Source organism: Bradyrhizobium elkanii WSM2783, assembly GCF_000472865.1.
GTDB classification, from domain to species: Bacteria; Pseudomonadota; Alphaproteobacteria; order Rhizobiales; family Xanthobacteraceae; genus Bradyrhizobium; species Bradyrhizobium elkanii_A.
Genome location: NZ_AXAP01000017.1, coordinates 85,899 through 100,210 on the forward strand (window position 1 = coordinate 85,899; position 14,312 = coordinate 100,210).

A 14,312-nucleotide genomic window follows, 5' to 3' on the forward strand; every position below is an offset into this window, starting at 1 on the left:
GCGCGTAGCGCCGCCCGATGACAGGCTCCGCGAAGCAATCCATAGCGCCACTTGCGGACACATGGATTGCTTCGTCGCTTGCGCTCCTCGCAATGACGGCTGAGAGTTCACTCCGCAGGTGCCGCGATCGGCATCTCCGGATGCGAGCTGTAGGCCACGCTGCCGACAGATTTGCTGAGCGCGAACAGCCCACCCGCCATCACGAGATAAGCGAGCGTCACGCCGGGCGTAACGCCGAGGCCGCCTCCGATGCCGACCGCTTCGCCATGCATGAAACCGAAATAGGTCATGACGGCACCGGCCAGCGCAAAGGCAGCGGCCTTCAGGAAATCGCGTTCGATGATGAACACCGCGATGGCGCCGAGCACGAGGCCGGCAAGGATCGAGCCGCCGCCCATCACCTCGAGCCCATGATAGATCACGCCCTGTTGCGGCAGTGCGGCGATCGCAGCCGTCTTGACCTCACCCACCTTGTCGGCCGCAAGCCCGCCGACGCTCTGCGCTGCCGTCATCGTCGAGGCCAGCATGGTGTCGATCTGCAGTTTGGCCCAGGCGGCAAGATGCGGCGTGAACGCCAGCACGATCGCAGGCGCGTGCCTCGCCGGCGTGGTCTGGAACGCCTGCGCGCCGATCAGCATGCCGATATAGAGCAGGATCGGCGAGATCGCGACCACCGGCACCAGCGCCAGCAACACCGAGATAATGCCGAACCACGACAGCAACACCACCATGATTCCGGTCGCGGCCGAATAGCCGATCCGTCCGCCCATCGCCTTCCAGCCGGGATGGCCGATATAAACAGCGTTGATGAAGGGATTGCCCATCAGGCAGCCGATCAGGCTGACGATGCCGTCGGCGGTCAGCACGCGCGTGGTCGGATATTCGTCGCCGGCGGCTTCCGCGCTCTCGACGTTATCCATGGCCTCGACGAGATCGTAGATGCCGAACGGAATCGCCGTGACGAGGATGATGCCTAAGAACTCGAAACCGGAAAACACGTAGCCTACGGCCGGGACCGGCACCGAGAAACCGAAATTCGCAAAGGCATCGCCGACGCCCTTCAGGCTCAGGCCGCCGAGCCCGAACCCGAACAGGTTCGAGCCCCATGCGATGATCATGCCCACCGCAATCGCGACAAGGCCTGCGGGTATGCCGCGCGGATATTTCACGCCGCCGAACCAACTCACCAGGATGATGGCGAAGCAGATCAGCCCGATCTGCGGCGTCATGTACATTTCGAGCGCTGGTCGCATCGCGATGAAAGTGATGGACACGCCGGCGAGCGTGCCGAGCAGCGCCGCGCGCGGCGTGATCTTGCGGATGTACGGCGCAATGAAGCCGCCGATCATCAGGATGAAGCTCTGGAAGAACACCCACACCAGGCCGGCGGACCAGCCCTTGATGGGATCGCCGGTCTTGAGCGTAATCGGCAGCATGATCACAAAGGTGACGATGAACATATGCGGGACGCTGATGCCCGACGGCAAGGCGCAGACGTCGCTGCGGCCGGTCCTCTGCGCCAGCCGGTAGGCGAGGAACGCGTAGTAGAAAGTGGAGAGGCACATCATCAGGCCGAGCGCCGGCAGGATGCGGCCGAACACAAGCGAGTCCGGCATCTTCAGGACGAAGCGCAATAGCCCGGTGAGGACCAGCATGTTGACGAGGATGTTGGTGCCGAAGCCGAAAAACGCGTTCCAGTCGCCCGATGTCCACAGTGCCGGCTTGAACTCGGACCTGCCGGCCGTCCCCGTCATGCTGGTGCTCATGATAATGTTCCTAAGCCAATGTTTTCGAAGTCTCCAACGCCTCCAGTACAGCGGCTGAGCTCGCGACCCAGCCGAAGATGCCGCCCTGGGCCTTGATCATCTTCAGGCCCATCTCGTGAAATTCGGGAAAGTAGGATGCGCAGCCGTCGGAGATGACGACGCAGCGATAGCCGCGGTCATTGGCCTCGCGCACGGTGGTGTTGACGCACACTTCAGTGGTGACGCCGCACACCAGAAGATTCTCGATGCCGTATTTCTGCAGCACATCGCCCATCTCGGTGGCGTAGAACGCGCCCTTGCCGGGCTTGTCGATCACGATCTCGCTGTCGAGCGGATAAAGCTCGGGAATGATGTCGTGGCCGGCCTCGCCGCGGATGAGGATGCGGCCCATCGGACCGGGATCGCCGATGCGCAAGGATGGCGCGCCGCGTTCGACCTTGGCGGGCGGCGCGTCGGAAAGATCGGGCAGATGTCCTTCGCGGGTGTGGATCACCAGCATGCCGGCGTCGCGCGCCGCCGACAGCACCGAGCCGATCGGCTGCACGGCGCGCGCAAGCTGGCTGACGTCATTGCCGAGCGTTTCGCCGAAGCCACCGGGCTCCATGAAATCGCGCTGCATGTCGATGATGACGAGCGCCGTCTTGGTCCAGTCGAGCGCGATCGGCTCCGGCTCCGCGACGATCATCCCCACTGAATCGCTTGAGTTCGCCATGATGCGCGTGCCCCGAACGAGAGAACTCTTGAGCGGGGTTAAGCAAGCGCCGTGCCATTGTGTACAATTCCAAATCGCGCGCGGCCGGAACGAAATCCGCTGCGATTTCAATTCACTGATCGTTTGATGGAGCGCTGCTTATTCGCTGTGCGAAGCTTTTTCGACGCGCATCTGCTCATTCATTAAGCGAGTTTTTCTTTGCATTCGATTTGCGCAAGCGTCGCCGGGCGCATGCTCTCATCTGAAGAGATGGACGAGCCCGATGCTGATGGCGAGCAGTACCAACAGCGACAGCGTGACCGCAGCCGTCACGCGTCCTCCCACGGTGGCGATGACGCGAATATCAACGCCGAGCCCAAGGGCCGCCATCGACAGGACGGTAAGCAGAACCGCCGTCTTCGTCACCAGAGGGATCACCGCATCCGGAACGAGCTCGAACGATCGCAGCGCGGCAAGGACCAGAAAGCCGATGATGAACCAGGGCACCAGCTTGAACGGACTGATCGATGCCGCCTTCTCGTGCTGGCGGCGGCTGGCAACGAATAAAGAGAGGCCGATCACGATCGGTCCCAGCATCAGCACGCGCACCAGTTTCACCAGCGTCCCGATCTGCGTGCTGACGATGCCGGCAGGCACGGTCGCCGCAAGCACCTGGGGAACGGCATAGACCGTAAGTCCGGCCAGGATGCCGTATTGCGTCGCCGACAATCCTAGGAGCGGGATCAGCAAGGGCAATCCCAGCACCATCAGAACGCCGAGGATAGCCGTAAACGAGATCGACGAGGCGATGTCGTCGCTGTGGGCATCGATCACGGGGGCAACGGCTGCGATTGCCGAATTCCCGCAGATGGAATTGCCGCAGGCGATCAGGATCGACAGCTTGGTGGGCAGGCCCAGCATGCGGCTGACCCCAAAACTAAGCGCCAGCATGATCGCGACCGTCCCCGCGATCGCGCCGATCAGGGCAAGGCCGGACGCCGCGATCGCGGCGAAGCTGATCGAAGCCCCCAGCAGCACGACGGCGACTTCGAGCAGTTGCTTGGCGCTGAAGGCGATCCCGGAGCGCCATCGCTCGGATGGATTCCACGCGGTGCGGATCGCCATCCCCAGGAGAATCGCAATCACGAGGGCTTCCACATAGGGATGGTCGAAGGCTCGTTCTTCCAGATGCTGGATGCCGAGCGCGACGACCGTGATCGCGCCGCACAGCACGATGCCGGGAAGAAGGCCAAATGTGCGGGCGACGGCGCTGGGCCGCCGTGCTGTTTCCTTGATGTTGTTGGTATTGTCCGCCACGGTGGCACTCCCTATCGGGAAATAATTTATGCGCCTACCGTGATGTTTTGGCTAATATATTCTCCAATTTCCCCAGTCACGAGAAGTTATATTCCGTGACAAGAGATAGTCCAGGACGGACGCTTCCGGTTGGCCGTGCCTATCGCAGGCGGCCGCGCGATTTCGGCTGGAACTAGATGAAGAAAGAGAGTGCCGGATCGAACGTCAGAGGGCCGCAAACAGGCCCTGCGCCCAGGCAACGGCGCGGTCGAAATTGAAGACGCCGGCCTCGAAATAGGCGGCGCGGGCGATCACGATGCCAGCGACGAGCAGCCAGAACGCGCTGGTGCCGGCACGCAGCAGCCACGAGGACGTGCGCCCGGGCGCTCTAACGCTCTCGGCCGTCATTGGCTCGCCAAACGCATCAAATCCGGGATTGCTCATAGCCGCTTCCATTGAAACTGGCCTCAAATGTCGTCAATTGCGGCCAGGAAGCAATGGTAGCGAAATGTCTTTTGCAGCAGCGACTTGGAAGCATGTTCCCCGACGCCGGCTCGGGGAAGAATTTTTATCCTCGCAGCTCCAAATCGTGCGGAAATGGCCGCCGAAGCTACCCGGCCTGCGCCAGCACGGCCGGCCTCAGGGACCTCAGACCGTACCGACAACTCCCTCGACCAGATAGTCGGTCGTCTCCAATGAGGGATCATAGAGCCCGGTGTCCTTGGAGGTGATGACCTTGCCGGTATTGCTCTTCACGCCGGCGACGAAGATCGGCTTGCCGGCCTTCAGCTCGGCGATTGCGGCGGTGGCGGCATTGCGGCCGGCTTCGCTGCAGCCGGCTCCGAACGGCGAACTCACCACCATGTCCTTGTCGTAGCCGCCGATCACCATGTTCGGCAGCTTCTCGCCCTTGGCGATCATGCCGGCAAAGCTCTTATAGACCGTCTCCCATTTCAGCTCCGCGCCGGTGATGAATCCCTTGGGCGCGAGATCCGCCTGGTTGGCGTTGTGGCCGCAGCTCTTCACGCCGCGCTTCTCGGCGGTCTCGATCACCACCTTCGGGCTGTCGATGTGGCAGGCGATGATGTCGCAGCCGGCGTCGACCAGCGCGTTGGCGGCTTCCGCCTCGCGCACCGGCAACGCCCAGTCGCCGGTGATGATGAGCTGCACGGTGACATCGGGATTAACCTTGCGCGCGCCGAGCATGAACGAGTTGACGTTGCGGAGCACCAGGGGGATCGGCTTTGCGGCGATATAGCCGATCTTGTTGGCCTTGGTGGATAGGCCGGCGGCAATGCCATTCACGTAATGGCCCTGGTCGAGATAGCAGAAATAGCCGCCAGCGTTGGCGGGATGCTTGTCAGCCTGCCAGAGCGAGGTCGGATGGCGAAATTCGACCTTCGGATATTTCTTCGCCGCATCGATCATGAACGGATTGAAATAGCCGAAGGACGTCGGAAACAGCAGCGTCGCACCGTCGATGTTGATCATCGACTCCATGGTTTTCGCAACCGCCACGGTCTCCGGCACGTTCTCTTCTTCGACGACCTTCACGCCCGGCACATCCTTGAGCGCCTTGGCGGCGACCGCGTGGGCCTGGTTCCAGCCATAGTCCTGGCGCGAGCCGACATAGATGATGCCGACCGTGAGATCGGCGGCGTGCGCCGGCCGGCCGAGCGCGGAAAGAACGAAAGGACTTGCGGCTGCGCCAGCGAGAAAGGTTCGGCGGGAAAGCGGAGGCGTGGTCATTGATACTCTCCTTGATCGCCGAACCATTGGCGCGGCTTGGGTGACGCTGGTGATGAAATCCTGTCCCCGGTCATTTCGCGGCCCGTGTCTTTCGCCGCGGCAGCCGCGCGATCTTTGATCCGTTGCCGGTCTCCGCCGTCTCCGTGTAACGGGACAGCACCGCGCCGAGATCGAATTGCGCATCGCGATCCTGATCGAGCAGCGCCCGGTGCTCGACCGCGCCGAGGTGATGGTCCATCAGCTCGATCGCAGCCTCGGCATTGCGGCTGCGCAGCGCGGCCACGATTTCGCGATGTTCGTTGACGGCGCAGTCGGCGGAATGCGGCCGGCCGTACAGCGCGAGGATCAGCGAGCAGCGCGACACCACTTCGCCGAGATAGCGGCGGAACAGACTATTGCCTGCGAGCTCGCCAAGCTTGATATGGAATTCGCCCGCAAGACGGATGGAGACTCTCGCTTCGCCAGCCTTCCGCGCAGCTTCTTCCTTGCGGACATGCCCTTCGAGCTCGGCGCCGAATTCCGGCCGCCAGCGCGCGATCACCAGCCGCACCACTTCGCGTTCGAGCGTGCGGCGGACCTCGAAGACCTCCCTCGCCTCCTCCAGCGTCGGTTTGGCCGTGGTGGCGGTGCGGCGCGGCGGCGCATCGACCAGACCTTCCGATTGAAGCTGCGCCAAGGCTGCGCGCACCAGCGTGCGGCTCATACGAAACTGAGCACCGAGCTCGTCCTCCGGCAGCTTCGTGCCCGGCGGCAACGCCTGCTCGATGATCGCCTGGCGCAGCGCCTGGCAGGCAACATCAACGCGGGTCGATTTCTTGCTCATCCGAAATCCGCATGCGCCGTCGGACGAGAATGCGTCCGCGATTGCGCATACGATAGTTCGGCATTTCGTACACAGGATGCGGCAATATTGGTCGATGCGCTCGAATAAACGGCAGCACGACGCTCAAAGTTTGCGCTTCGAATGCGCGGTAAAACGCAGGATAACTGCAGCTCGATATCCGGTTGGGTGTAATTCTGTATACAGGATTTTACTATCTCGGATCGCTGCGGAGGGAATGCCATGAAGGAAACAGTCGTTAAGTTACGATTGAACCAGCAACAGCTTGAACTGATGGACCGCACCATCGCGCAGGGTGTGGCGCCTGATCGCGCGGCGCTGGTCCGTCTCGCGCTGCGCGAATACGCCGCCAACCGGAAGGCCGAGACCGCGAGAAGCTCGCGATGACCACGCGCAAGATCATATCGGAATGGCTACTCGAGCCGGGCACCGGCAAGGCGATCGAATTGTTGAAGGGGCAGATCCTGCGCATCGAGCAGGTCGAAGGCGGCCAGTGCGCCGACTTCAACTGCTTCAACCTGCATGACTACAAGGAATTCATGCATTGCGGCCGCACCCGCACCGTGCACGGCTTTCATCCGACCAAAGGCACCTTCATGTGGTCGGCGCCGCCACGCGAGCGCGCGATGCTCTATATTCTCGAAGATACCTTCGGCCGCAATGACGTGCTGTTCCCGCGCTGCAGCGCCTATGTCTATGAAGCGGCCTACGGCTTTTCCGTGCACACCAATTGCCACGACATCCAGGCGGAAGCGCAGCGCGAATATGGGCTGACGCCCGACGACGTGCACGATTCCTTCAACCTGTTCATGTGCACCGGCGTCGATGCCGACGGCCACGCCTACATGACCCGTCAGACCACCAAGCCCGGCGACTATGTCGACCTGCTGGCCCTGATGGACGTGCTGGCGGTGCCCAATGTCTGCGGGGCCGACGTGATGAAGACCAGCAACTTTGCGCTGAAGCCGCTGAAGCTCACGGTGTTCGAGGCGACCGAAGCCGATCTCGCCAGCGTGCCGAAGACGCCCGTGCTCGCGAGCCAGCGAACGCCGAACGATTTCAAGAACCCGATCATCAAGAGCGACCGCGCCTTGCGGCGGGATCCCGACTACAAGCCGGAGTTTCCGAACACGCCGATCGTGCTCACCGAACTTCCGATCACACTGACCGCGGAGGAAATCGCGATGTTCAACGCGGTCAAACTCACCGACATCTACGGTGATGACGACGCGGCGGCGTTGCGCGACATCCTGTTCTCCTGGTGGGAAGAGCGCTTCCTGCAGGCGCATGCCGGGGCGCCGGCGATCGAGGCCTGAGCGATGGACGCGATCCCGGCTCCGGACGAAGTCACCTTCGACTTCCGCAAGCTATCGGCACGCGAGCGCTACAAACTGATGATCGGCACTGTGGTGCCGCGGCCGATCGCGCTGGTGACGACCGTCGATCCAACGGGGCGCATCAATGCCGCGCCGTTCAGCTTCTTCAACTGTCTTTCCGCGGACCCGCCGATCCTCGCGCTCGGGGTCGAGAATCATCCCGACATGTCGTTCAAGGACACCGCGCTCAACATCCGCCTGACCGAGGTCTTCACCGTCAACATCGTCTCGCACGCGATTGCGGAAGCGATGCACGTCTGCGCGGTGCCGTTTGCGGCCGGCCGCGACGAACTTGCGGCCGCCGGCCTGACCGCGATTCCCGGAACCGAAGTAGCCTCGCCCTGGATCAAGGAAGCGCCCGCCGCTTTCGAGTGCCGCCGCCACGTGACGCTGGAACTGGGGAAATCGCGCCAAATCATTCTCGGCGAAATCGTGTTCGCGCATTATCAGCGCGAGGTAATTGATGCCGAGCGCCTGCGAATCGATCCGGCCAGACTCGACGCGATCGCACGTCTTGGCGGCAACACCTGCGCCACCATCCGCGATCGCTTCGAGATGCTGACGCCGACGCTCGACGAATTCGAGGCGATGGCGGCGCCTGAAAAATAGTCTTTCGATGCAAACAGAAATCGGATTTGCTTCGCTTAATCCCAGAAACGACCAGCACTGAACAGGGAGTTCGATATGAACGGACTTGGCGGCCTCAATAAATCGCCCAACGGCGTCGTGATCGGGCTTGTTCAACTGCAATTGCCGGTCGTGGCGACCAAAGCCGATCTGGCGAAGCAGACCGAGAAGATCGTCTGGATGGTCGGCAAGGCGCGGCGCAATCTGTCCACGATGGACCTCGTCGTGTTTCCGGAATATTCGCTGCACGGCCTGTCGATGGACACCAATCCGAAATCATGTGCCGGCTCGACGGCCCGGAGGTTGCCGCTTTCAAGCGGGCCTGCATCGACAACAAAATCTGGGGCTGCTTCTCCATCATGGAGTACAATCCGGACGGCAACCCTTACAATTCAGGCCTGATCATCGACGACCACGGCGATATCAAGCTCTACTATCGCAAATTCCATCCCTGGATTCCGGTCGAGCCGTGGGAGCCCGGCGACATCGGCATTCCCGTGATCGAGGGACCGAAGGGCGCCAAGATCGCTCTCATCATCTGCCATGACGGCATGTTCCCCGAGATGGCCCGCGAATGCGCCTACAAAGGCGCGGAGATCATGATCCGCACCGCCGGCTACACCGCCCCGATCCGCGAGAGCTGGCGTTTTACAAATCAGGCCAACGCCTTCCAGAATCTGATGGTGACGGCCAATGTCTGCATGTGCGGCTCCGATGGCTCGTTCGATTCCATGGGCGAAGGCATGATCGTCAATTTTGACGGCACCATCATCGCCCACGGCACCACCGGCCGCGCGGACGAGATCATCACCGCCGAGGTGCGCCCTGACCTGGTACGCGAGGCGCGGATCAACTGGGGCGTCGAGAACAACATCTATCAGCTCTGGCATCGCGGCTATGTCGCGGTGAAGGGCGGCGCGATGGATTGTCCCTACACCTTCATGCAGGACATGGTCGCAGGTAACTTCCGCCTGCCGTGGGAAGACCAGGTGAAGATCACCGACGGCACCTCCTGCGGCTTCCCAGCGCCGACGCGGATGTTCGGCAAGACCGCGAAAGCGGCGGAGTGACTCCCTCGCCCCGCTCTTGCGGAGAGAGGGTTGGGGTGAGGGGCTCCCTCCGCGTATTCGACTGCCGATGAATGCGCGGAGACTCCCCTCACCCGGCGCTTCGCGCCGACCTCTCCCCGCAAGAGCGGGGCGAGGTGACTCAAGGACCAAGCCGAAAATTCTCGATCAGCCGCAACAGCACCCGCGCGCCGGCGTCAGCATCGGCAAGCTCGACATGTTCGTCCGGATGATGGCTGATGCCGCCGCGGCAGCGGACGAAGAGCATCGCGACATCGGCGACATCGATCATCGCCATGCCGTCATGCCCCGCCCCGCTCGGCAACTCGAACACGGCATATCCCTCGCCGGCGACCGCCTCCGCCACCTGCGCTTTCAGCCAAGGCGCGCAGGGCACGGTACGGTTCTCGTGGGTGACATCGAGCTGCAGCGCGAGTCCGCGGCGTTTCGCGATGGCCTCGATTTGACGAACGATATCGGCGACCGCGCGTTTGCGATGCATGTCGGTGGGGGCGCGGATATCGATCGTGAAGGAGACCTTTCCCGGGATCACGTTGGTGGCCCCCGGCAACGCATCGATATAGCCGACGGTGCCGACGAGGCCGCCATCATCGGTCCTGCAGAATTGCTCGATCGTCGTGATGCATTCGGCGGCGCCCGCCAGCGCATCGCGCCGGAGCGCCATTGGCACCGTACCGGCATGGCCGGCCATGCCCGTGATCTTTGCCGCAAGCCGCGTCGCGCCGGCGATCGCGGTCACCACGCCGACCGGCAGCCCCTTCTCCTCCAGCACCGGCCCCTGCTCAATATGCAGTTCGACATAGCCGAGCAGTTCGCGGCGGGCGCGCGCGGCGGCGCCGATGTGATCGGGGTCGAGCCCGAACGCGACCATCGCCTCGCGCATGGAAATGCCGGCCTGGTCGCGCGCGTTCAGTACGCTTTCGTCGAAGGTGCCGGCGACCGCGCGGCTGCCGAGCAGCGTCGAGGCGAAGCGGACGCCTTCCTCGTCGGCAAAGCCAGTCACCTCGATCGCGAACGGCAATCGGCGGCCGCGCCGGTTCAGGTCGGCGACACAGGAGATCGCGGTGATCAGGCCGAGCGGCCCGTCCCATTTACCGGCATCGCGCACCGTGTCGTAATGCGAGCCGAGCATCAGGCACGGCAGGCCGGGCGTTGCGGCCTCGTAGCGGCCGCAGACATTGCCGATCGCGTCGAGATGCGCGCTCATCCCGGCCTCACGCATCCAGGACAAAAGGAGATCGGCCGCCTTGCGGTGCTGGGGCGTCAGATAGATGCGCGCCAGATGCGAAGGCGCTTCCGATATCGCCGCAAGCTGGTCGATGCGGGCAACGATCTCCTCGCCAAGCAAGGTTGGTCTGGTCCCGGCTCCCGCCGCGTCTGTCTTGCTCATGCTTTTCCAGTGAAAGGCCGCTTCGATCCCCGCGTCGTCGGGATCGATACAAGTTCAATGCCAGCGCCTTGGCGCATGTTCAACGCCCCAAATGGTGCTCACCGGCCTTGCATACAATTATCTGGCAACGCTCAATAATTAGGCTGACGCACCGTCGCTCAAAGTTTGAGCGGAATATGGCATCGAATAATACCAAAGTTATTTCAATAGATTGGTAGTTTATGCCCGCCAGATAGGCTCTGGCACGAAGCTTGCGACATCCCGTCTGAGCTCCGCCGTTGGCGCGGACGCGAAACGACCGGCGGCCGGACCGCCCCAGGGGAGCAGGCAATGGATTTCAGCAGGATTTCACGACGACATTTATTGCAAGGCGGCGCCGCGCTGGCGCTGGGCGGCACGATCGGTGCCCGCGCGGCGCACGCGGCCGAGACCACCATCGGTTTCATCTATGTCGGGTCGCGCGACGACTACGGCTACAACCAGGCGCACGCGCAGGGCGCGGCGGCGCTCAAGAAACTGCCCGGCATCAAGGTGGTCGAGGAAGAGAAGGTGCCCGAGACCGATGCGGTCGAGAAGACCATGGAGTCCATGATCAATCTCGACGGCTCCACGCTGCTGTTCCCGACCTCGTTCGGATATTTCAATCCGCACATGATCAAGATAGCGAACAAATATCCGAAGATCCGCTTCGAGCATTGCGGCGGCTTGTGGACCGAGAAGGACCCGAAGAACGCCGGCAGCTATTTCGGCTATATCGACGAGGCGCAGTTCATTTCCGGCATCGTCGCGGGCTATTCGACCAAGAGCGGCAAGCTCGGCTTCGTCGCGGCCAAGCCGATCCCCCAGGTGCTGCGCAACATCAACGCGTTCACGCTCGGCGCCAAGCTCGCCAATCCGAAGGCAACGACGCAGGTGATCTTCACCGGCGACTGGTCGATGCCGGTCAAGGAAGCCGAAGCCACCAACAGCCTGATCGACCAGGGCGTCGACGTGCTGACCTGCCACGTCGACGGTCCCAAGACCATGGTCGAGAACGCCGCGCGCCGCGGCGCATTCGTCTGCGGCTACCACGTCAACCAGTCCCCGCTCGCGCCAAAGGCCTATCTCACCGGCGCCGAATGGAACTGGGAAGCGCTCTATCCGAAATTCCTGAAGATGATCACGTCGGGCGAATCGATCCCGAACTTCTATCGCGGCGGCCTGAAGGAAGAGATCGTCAAATGCTCGCCCTATGGCGAAGCCGTCTCGGCCGAAGCGCGCAAGCATGCCGACGAGATGAAGGCAAAGCTCATCGCCGGCGAATACACCATCTTCAAGGGACCGATCCTCGACAACAAAGGCAAGACGGTGATCGCATCCGGCGTCGACCGCGGCCAGAAGGATCCCGAGCTCGAGAAGATGGATTATCTGATCGAAGGCGTGATCGGAGCGACTTCGTGACGACAGACACGGCTGACTCGGCCGAGGCAGTCGAGGCGGTCGGGGTCGCCCCGGCCGCCGATCCCGGTTTCCTGCAGCGCTACGGCGCCGCCATCGAGTACATCCTGATCCCGGGCGCCGCCCTGATCGGCGCGCTCGCGACCTTCGGCGCGTTCGTCGCGCTCTACGGCAAAAACCCGCTCGATCTCTATTTCTACATGTACCAGGGCGCGTTCGGCACCTGGTTTTCCTGGCAGAATACGCTGACCCGCGCCGCGCCGTTGATCCTCACCGCACTCTGCACGGCGCTGCCCGCGCAGCTCGGCATGGTGATCATTGGCGGCGAAGGCGCGCTGCTGATCGGCGCACTCACGGCGACCAGCACCGCGCTCGCGATGCAATGGGCGCCGCCGCTGGTGGTGCAGATCGCGATGGTCGTTGCCGGCGTGATCGGCGGCGGATTGTGGATCACGCTGTCAGGCGCGCTCCGGCAATATCGCGGCGTGAACGAGACGATCTCGAGCCTCTTGCTGGTTTATATCGCGCTCGCGATCCTCAACCATCTCGTCGAAGGCGTGATGCGCGATCCCGCCAGTCTCAACAAGCCGTCGACGCGCGAGATCGGCGCCACCAACATGATCGGTACCATCCCCGGCACCGACGTGCATTGGGGCCTGGTGTTCGGCCTGGTCTGCGCGATCGCTGCCTACATCCTGATCTATCACACCACCTTCGGCTTCGCCGCCCGCGTCGCCGGCGGCAATATCCGCGCGGCGAAGATCGTCGGACTCGGCGTCGGCAAATTGATCATGACGATCTGCTTTCTCGCCGGCGCCTGCGCGGGCCTTGCCGGCATGATCGAGGTCGCGGCCGTCCAGGGCCGCACCAACGCCAATCTCGCCGCGGGTTACGGCTTCACCGGGATCCTGGTCGCCTTCCTCGCGCGGCAGAATCCGCTCGCAGTCATTCCGGTCGCGATCCTGCTCGGCGGCATCAGCGCCAGTGGCGGTCTGTTGCAGCGGCGGCTCGGATTGCCCGACGCGTCCGTGCTGGTGCTGCAGGGCATCATCTTCGTGTTCGTGCTGGCGAGCGACGCGCTGTACGGACGCATCGGCTTCCTGAAAGGAAAGTCCTGACATGGCTGACAGTTCGATCGGACTGTGGACCGTCCCGCTCGCCGTGCTCGGCGGCGCCATCCGCGTCTCGACGCCGTTCCTGTTCGTCAGCCTAGGGGAATGCATCACCGAACGCAGCGGCCGCATCAATCTCGGGCTCGAGGGCACACTGGTGATGGGCGCGATGAGCGCCTATGGCATCTCCTATCTCACCGGCTCGCCCTGGCTGGGCGTGCTCGCCGCCGGCATCACCGGCGCGCTGCTCGGCGCACTGCATGCCGGCATCTGCTCATTGCCGCGCGTGAACGACGTCGCGGTCGGCATCGCGCTGATGCTGTTCGGCATCGGCCTCGCCTTCTTCCTCGGCAAGCCATTGATCGAGCCGACCGCGCCGCGGCTGCCCGCGATCGATTTCGGCTGGTGGAGCGACATTCCGCAGGTTCGCGCCGCGCTGCGCATCAACGTGCTGTTCCTGATCGGGGTTGCGATCGCCCCCATCCTCTATTGGGCGTTCAAGACCACGCGCTGGGGGCTTCTGATCCGTACCGCTGGCGAAAGCTCGGATGCGGCGCGGGCGATGGGCCATTCGGTGCTGCTGATCCGGCTGCGCGCCACCATGGTCGGCGGCTTCCTTGCCGGGATCGGCGGATCGTTCCTGTCGCTGTTCTATCCCGGAAGCTGGAACGAAGGCCTTTCCTCAGGCCAGGGCATCACCGCGGTCGCGCTCGTGATCTTCGCGCGCTGGGATCCCCTGCTCTGCCTGTGGGCCTCGCTTGCCTTCGGCGGCGCCGCGGCGCTGGGGCCGGCGCTGCAATCGGTCGGCGTCACCTCGGGCTATCACCTGTTCAATGCCGCGCCGTACATCCTGACGCTCGCGATCATGATCATCACCTGCTCGCCGAAGCGCACGCTGACCGGTGCGCCGGCCGAGCTTTCCATCACCCGATAACACGC

Annotated in this window: 13 protein-coding genes and 1 pseudogene; 7 read left to right on the forward strand and 7 right to left on the reverse strand. The window is 63.1% G+C overall.

Going from position 1 to position 14,312, the window contains the following annotated elements:
* Nucleotides 1–107: 107 nt before the first annotated feature.
* The 6 genes from YY7_RS0117400 to YY7_RS51905 form a co-directional block, all read right to left on the reverse strand.
* Nucleotides 108–1,766, reverse strand: coding sequence for a hypothetical protein (locus YY7_RS0117400; protein WP_028164369.1), 1,659 nt, complete (start codon nucleotides 1,764–1,766; stop codon nucleotides 108–110).
* 10 nt (nucleotides 1,767–1,776) lie between these two features.
* On the reverse strand, nucleotides 1,777–2,478 hold the full coding sequence (locus YY7_RS0117405) for a cysteine hydrolase family protein (protein WP_028164370.1): 702 nt from the start codon (nucleotides 2,476–2,478) through the stop codon (nucleotides 1,777–1,779).
* Between the two features lie 237 nt (nucleotides 2,479–2,715).
* Nucleotides 2,716–3,753 (reverse strand): putative sulfate exporter family transporter, encoded by a 1,038-nt coding sequence (locus YY7_RS0117410; RefSeq protein ID WP_028164371.1) that lies wholly within the window; start codon nucleotides 3,751–3,753, stop codon nucleotides 2,716–2,718.
* 225 nt (nucleotides 3,754–3,978) lie between these two features.
* A complete protein-coding gene (locus tag YY7_RS0117415; protein ID WP_028164372.1) occupies nucleotides 3,979–4,197 on the reverse strand; it encodes a hypothetical protein in 219 nt (72 codons plus the stop codon).
* A 204-nt stretch (nucleotides 4,198–4,401) separates the two neighbouring features.
* Entirely contained in the window at nucleotides 4,402–5,502 is a 1,101-nt protein-coding gene (locus YY7_RS0117420) for a BMP family ABC transporter substrate-binding protein (protein ID WP_028164373.1), read from the reverse strand.
* 70 nt (nucleotides 5,503–5,572) lie between these two features.
* Nucleotides 5,573–6,325 carry a GntR family transcriptional regulator gene (locus YY7_RS51905; RefSeq protein WP_051396762.1) on the reverse strand — a complete coding sequence of 251 codons (753 nt, stop codon included), beginning with the start codon at nucleotides 6,323–6,325 and terminating at the stop codon, nucleotides 5,573–5,575.
* Between the two features lie 240 nt (nucleotides 6,326–6,565).
* On the opposite strand from YY7_RS51905, the gene YY7_RS60405 reads away from it, so the two are divergent.
* The 4 genes and pseudogenes from YY7_RS60405 (at nucleotide 6,566) to YY7_RS51920 (ending at nucleotide 9,416) form a co-directional block, all read left to right on the forward strand.
* Complete coding sequence (locus tag YY7_RS60405) at nucleotides 6,566–6,730, forward strand: hypothetical protein (protein WP_155255219.1); 165 nt, start codon at nucleotides 6,566–6,568, stop codon at nucleotides 6,728–6,730.
* Nucleotides 6,727–7,659, forward strand: a complete 933-nt coding sequence (locus YY7_RS56595) for a DUF1989 domain-containing protein (RefSeq protein WP_051396763.1) — start codon at nucleotides 6,727–6,729, stop codon at nucleotides 7,657–7,659. Before YY7_RS60405 ends, YY7_RS56595 begins: the two co-directional genes overlap by 4 nt.
* A 3-nt stretch (nucleotides 7,660–7,662) precedes the next feature.
* The gene (locus YY7_RS51915) at nucleotides 7,663–8,328 is read left to right on the forward strand and encodes a flavin reductase family protein (RefSeq protein ID WP_051396764.1); all 666 of its coding nucleotides are present in this window, start codon (nucleotides 7,663–7,665) and stop codon (nucleotides 8,326–8,328) included.
* 75 nt (nucleotides 8,329–8,403) lie between these two features.
* A pseudogene (locus YY7_RS51920) lies at nucleotides 8,404–9,416 on the forward strand (formamidase).
* A gap of 139 nt (nucleotides 9,417–9,555) precedes the next feature.
* Here YY7_RS51920 and YY7_RS0117450 read toward each other — a convergent pair.
* Nucleotides 9,556–10,824: an allantoate amidohydrolase gene (locus tag YY7_RS0117450; RefSeq protein ID WP_035690370.1), complete on the reverse strand. Its 1,269-nt coding sequence runs from the start codon at nucleotides 10,822–10,824 to the stop codon at nucleotides 9,556–9,558.
* Nucleotides 10,825–11,154: 330 nt separating this feature from the next.
* Here YY7_RS0117450 and YY7_RS0117455 point away from each other — a divergent pair, with 330 nt between their 5' ends.
* Genes YY7_RS0117455 through YY7_RS0117465 form a run of 3 tightly spaced genes read left to right on the forward strand, consistent with a single transcriptional unit; the run spans nucleotide 11,155 to nucleotide 14,307 of the window.
* The gene (locus tag YY7_RS0117455) at nucleotides 11,155–12,264 is read left to right on the forward strand and encodes a BMP family ABC transporter substrate-binding protein (RefSeq protein ID WP_028164375.1); all 1,110 of its coding nucleotides are present in this window, start codon (nucleotides 11,155–11,157) and stop codon (nucleotides 12,262–12,264) included.
* Nucleotides 12,261–13,379 carry an ABC transporter permease gene (locus tag YY7_RS0117460; protein WP_028164376.1) on the forward strand — a complete coding sequence of 373 codons (1,119 nt, stop codon included), beginning with the start codon at nucleotides 12,261–12,263 and terminating at the stop codon, nucleotides 13,377–13,379. The genes YY7_RS0117455 and YY7_RS0117460 overlap by 4 nt, the downstream gene beginning before the upstream one ends.
* Before the next feature lies 1 nt (nucleotide 13,380).
* Nucleotides 13,381–14,307: an ABC transporter permease gene (locus tag YY7_RS0117465; protein WP_028164377.1), complete on the forward strand. Its 927-nt coding sequence runs from the start codon at nucleotides 13,381–13,383 to the stop codon at nucleotides 14,305–14,307.
* Nucleotides 14,308–14,312: the final 5 nt, after the last annotated feature.

Bases quoted from the DNA above. Each gene is read 5' to 3' on its own strand.
- YY7_RS51915 (WP_051396764.1), top strand. From the start codon at position 7,663: ATGGACGCGATCCCGGCTCCGGACGAAGTCACCTTCGACTTCCGCAAG.
- YY7_RS0117465 (WP_028164377.1), top strand. From the start codon at position 13,381: ATGGCTGACAGTTCGATCGGACTGTGGACCGTCCCGCTCGCCGTGCTC.
- YY7_RS0117400 (WP_028164369.1), bottom strand. From the start codon at position 1,766: ATGAGCACCAGCATGACGGGGACGGCCGGCAGGTCCGAGTTCAAGCCG.
- YY7_RS56595 (WP_051396763.1), top strand. From the start codon at position 6,727: ATGACCACGCGCAAGATCATATCGGAATGGCTACTCGAGCCGGGCACC.
- YY7_RS0117450 (WP_035690370.1), bottom strand. From the start codon at position 10,824: ATGAGCAAGACAGACGCGGCGGGAGCCGGGACCAGACCAACCTTGCTT.
- YY7_RS0117405 (WP_028164370.1), bottom strand. From the start codon at position 2,478: ATGGCGAACTCAAGCGATTCAGTGGGGATGATCGTCGCGGAGCCGGAG.
- YY7_RS51905 (WP_051396762.1), bottom strand. From the start codon at position 6,325: ATGAGCAAGAAATCGACCCGCGTTGATGTTGCCTGCCAGGCGCTGCGC.
- YY7_RS0117420 (WP_028164373.1), bottom strand. From the start codon at position 5,502: ATGACCACGCCTCCGCTTTCCCGCCGAACCTTTCTCGCTGGCGCAGCC.
- YY7_RS60405 (WP_155255219.1), top strand. From the start codon at position 6,566: ATGAAGGAAACAGTCGTTAAGTTACGATTGAACCAGCAACAGCTTGAA.
- YY7_RS0117415 (WP_028164372.1), bottom strand. From the start codon at position 4,197: ATGAGCAATCCCGGATTTGATGCGTTTGGCGAGCCAATGACGGCCGAG.
- YY7_RS0117455 (WP_028164375.1), top strand. From the start codon at position 11,155: ATGGATTTCAGCAGGATTTCACGACGACATTTATTGCAAGGCGGCGCC.